At 55.3% G+C, this 1,217-nt stretch carries 1 protein-coding gene; it reads left to right on the top strand.

Translation table 11 applies throughout. The annotated features are described in order from the left end of the window. The first annotated feature begins 56 nt into the window (after positions 1–56). Positions 57–1,183 (top strand): IS3 family transposase gene (locus Q1A71_RS23600; protein ID WP_299682836.1). Its coding sequence is split into 2 segments (ribosomal slippage): positions 57–321 and positions 321–1,183, totalling 1,128 coding nucleotides; the frame shifts between segments, so codons are not numbered across the junction. The last annotated feature ends 34 nt before the right edge of the window (positions 1,184–1,217 follow it).

Raw genomic sequence — 1,217 nt, 5'->3', positions numbered from 1 at the left:
TGGTCTTCCCCCACTTGAGTGGTCCTCCGCTATGTTTAGGAAAGCGGAGGAAAGACATGGCCAACAAGCGACCAAAGCCGGAAGAGATTGTCACGAAGTTACGGCAGGTTGAGGTTCTGACGGGGCAAGGGATGCCGCGTCTGGATGCGATCCGTCAGATCGGCGTAACTGAACAGACGTTCTACCGCTGGAAGAAGAAATACGGTGGAATGGGCACAGACCAATTGAAGGAGCTGAAGCGTCTACAGAAAGAGAACGAGCGGCTGAGAAGGGCCGTATCGGATCTGACGCTGGACAAACTGATTTTGGCTGAGGCAGCAAAGGGAAACTTCTAAGCCCCGCTCGCCGTCGTGCCTGCATTGATCGTGTTCGAGCTGAACTGAACGTCTCGGAACGCCGAGCATGTCGCGTTCTCAGGCAGCACCGATCTACGCAGCGGAAGACGCCAGTTGATCGCGCCGATGAAGAACGATTGGTGGCCGACATGATCGAGCTGACCCGGCAGTATGGTCGATATGGCTATCGTCGGATCGCAGCGCTGCTGCGAGATGCAGGTTGGCATGCGAATGACAAGCGCGTTGAGCGACTATGGCGGCGAGAGGGGCTGAAAGTGCCAATGAATCAACCAAAGAAGGGGCGGCTTTGGCTGAATGATGGATCATGTGTCAGGCTTCGGCCAGAGCGCCGCGATCATGTCTGGTCTTACGACTTTGTCCATTGCCGCACCGACGATGGTAAAGCGTTCCGCACGCTCAACATCATCGATGAATACAGCCGGGAATGTCTGGCCATCCGTGTGGATCGCAAGCTGAACTCAAGCAACGTTATCGACGCCCTGAGCGACCTGTTCATACTGCGTGGCGTGCCATCGTTCGTACGGTCCGACAATGGCCCGGAGTTCGTTGCGAAAGCTGTGCAGGATTGGATCAAAGCTGTTGGCGCAAAGACAGCATACATTGAGCCAGGCAGCCCATGGGAGAACGGATATTGCGAAAGCTTCAACGCCCGCTTCCGCGATGAGTTCTTGAATGGTGAAATCTTCTACAGCCTGCGTGAGGCGCAAATCTTGATCGAAGAATGGAGGAAACACTACAACACGAAACGCCCACACAGTGCTCTGGGCTACCGCCCACCCGCCCCTGAAACCATCGTCCAGATGGACCAAAGGCCGGTCATGCACTAACAATCAAATTGGACCACTCAAGTGCGGCTGATCA

This window comes from uncultured Roseobacter sp., from assembly GCF_947493125.1.
Taxonomy (GTDB): domain Bacteria; phylum Pseudomonadota; class Alphaproteobacteria; order Rhodobacterales; family Rhodobacteraceae; genus Roseobacter.
This window is presented reverse-complemented; position numbering and strand designations above follow the sequence as displayed.